The 2,347-nt window shown below is 38.0% G+C and carries 2 protein-coding genes; one reads left to right on the top strand and one right to left on the bottom strand.

Going from position 1 to position 2,347, the window contains the following annotated elements:
* The first annotated feature begins 214 nt into the window (after window positions 1-214).
* A complete protein-coding gene (locus tag HRU21_12840) occupies window positions 215-1,705 on the top strand; it encodes an IS1182 family transposase (protein ID NRA43176.1) in 1,491 nt (496 codons plus the stop codon).
* Window positions 1,706-1,927: 222 nt separating this feature from the next.
* On the opposite strand, the gene HRU21_12835 is transcribed toward HRU21_12840, so the two are convergent.
* Window positions 1,928-2,347: ATP-binding cassette domain-containing protein (locus HRU21_12835; GenBank protein NRA43175.1), on the bottom strand; the 420-nt coding region annotated here is incomplete at its 5' end.

Raw genomic sequence — 2,347 nt, 5'->3', positions numbered from 1 at the left:
TGCAGGACTCTTTGGACAATCCGGGCACTTCAGATAGGGCGGATCTGTATTTATAAGACAGATTGGACTGATCTTTCATTTAAATTATTTTTTATAATAGGACAGATTGGACCGATTAGAGTCTGTCGATTTAATACTTTAAAAACAAATTAACATCTTTTAACTATAATCTACCTCTGTATATTTCTCCTATAATTAAAAAAGGAGACGAAACTTGTCAGAGAGCCGCTGGTCACAACCTTTGTACAATCGAGAGCAACTACAGCTTTTCTCTCCCAGTCTAGAAGATATGATTGACTTGGATCATAAAGTTCGCCGTCTTGACTGTGTACTTAAAGATCTTGATTGGAGTAATTGGGAATCAGCTTATAATCTGAAGAAAGGACAACCACCTATTCACCCCAGATTAATAGCAGGCTGTATTTTATATGGTTTAACTGAAAGAATTCGAAGTAGCAGAGAACTTGAGAAAGCTTCTCGCCAGCGAATTGATTTTATGTGGTTTCTATCTGGCCGCAGCATTGATCACAGTACATTTTCAGCTTTTCGGGTTAATTTTGCAGATGAAATAGAAGAACTTTTCAAACAACTCGCTTTAAAAGCCTTAAAAGGAAAGCACCATATAGAGCTTGCCGTTGATGGTACCCGTATTCGCTCTAATAGCGCACTGAGAGGAACTCTGGATTCGAAGACAATATCCAATAAAGCTAAAGAGGTTTCTGCCTGCCTTTCTGATGCTTTAGCTGAAATGGCTCTGCAGGACTCTTTGGACAATCCGGGCACTTCAGATACAGAAAGTCTGCTTAAGAATATAAATCGCTTAAAACAAAAAGAGATCAAGCTTAAGAAGGCTTTAGAAGAAGCCCAAAAACGAGATAAAATAAAGGCAAAAAATAGACGAAAAGACCGAAGCTCTACATCCAAAGTACCTCTAACTGACCCGGAGAGTTATACCATGAAGAATAAAGAAGGAGGGTACGCTCCCAATTATACTCCAACGGTCGCCGTTGATACAGAACGTAAAGTTATTCTTTCAGCTGATGTTCCTATAGCTTCAGCCGAAGATACTGCAGTCATTCCGGCAGTGGAAGCGACAACAGAAATCACAGGCAATCAGCCTGATGCAGTTCTGTTTGACAGCTGTTTTGCAACGGGAGAAAATCTTAAGGAGTTAGATTCAAGGGGTATTGGTTCTTATTCTTCTGCGGGAAAAAAAGAAGATAATTCTTTTGTACTCAGGAGCGATTTAACTAAGGCAGTCGATAGAGAAAACTATATAAAGTTACCAGCCAATAGTAAAGGGAAGCTAACTAAAGATGCGTTTATTTATGATAAAGAAAAAGATTGTTATTACTGCCCAATGGGCAAGTCTTTAAGGTTGGCATCAAACTCAGTAAAAAAACATTATATGTGTTATGAATGTGACGATTGCCCTTTAATAGAAAAATGCTTATCAAGAAATGCGAAAAGAAGAACAGTCACTGTCGATAAGTACGATGAAAACAGGCAGAATCTATATATACGGATGGCTACAGAGGAGGCAGAAGAAAGATACAAGAGGCGGGCAACATCAGTAGAATGGGCTTTTGCAAATATAAAACATGTAATGGGTATAAGGAGATTTCTGCTAAGAGGCATTAAAAAAGTTAGAACTGAATGGACCTGGACGTGTTCTGCACACAATCTTTCAAGAATTATCAATTAATACATATAAATGAATAATCTTTAATGCTTAGACATGAAAATGGCTAAAAAGAGCAACTTAAAGCCTCAAAATAGTTCTACACTTACCAAAATAATGTAGAGAACGAAAAGTTATTAAGGAACTCTTTAAAATACCAAGCAAGTTGAATTAAAGCTAAAGTCTATTAAATCGACAGACCCGATGGGATCGATTTTTCATTAAATAGAAAAACTTTAAGAAAAATCAGCCTTTTTTATTCTTTGACTTCCAAGCTTCAAATTCATCAAAATTACCAGGGTAGTTAGTAATTTGACCATCTGAAATTTCAATAATTCTGGTGGCCAGTGAGTTAACAAATTCACGGTCATGACTGACGAAGATGATTGGTTGTTCAACCAGTGTTAAAGCGTAGTTGAGAGATTCAATGGCTTCAAGGTCAAGGTGGTTTGTCGGTTCGTCAAGAACGAGGACGTTGCCGCCTTCAAGGAGCATTTTCGCGATGATTAAGCGGGCTCTTTCACCTCCGGAAAGGACGCTGACATTTTTTTCAACGTCTTCTTTTCTGAACAGCATTTTTCCCATATGAGAACGCAGGTCTTTTTCAGTGATACCATCGTTAGGGGCGTATTGTGCGAGCCAGTCAATTGCCGGAATATCTTTATC

The organism is Pseudomonadales bacterium (assembly GCA_013215025.1).
GTDB lineage: Bacteria > Pseudomonadota > Gammaproteobacteria > Pseudomonadales > DT-91 > DT-91.
Note: the sequence above shows the minus strand (reverse complement) of the source record. Positions and strands in the feature narration are given on the sequence as shown.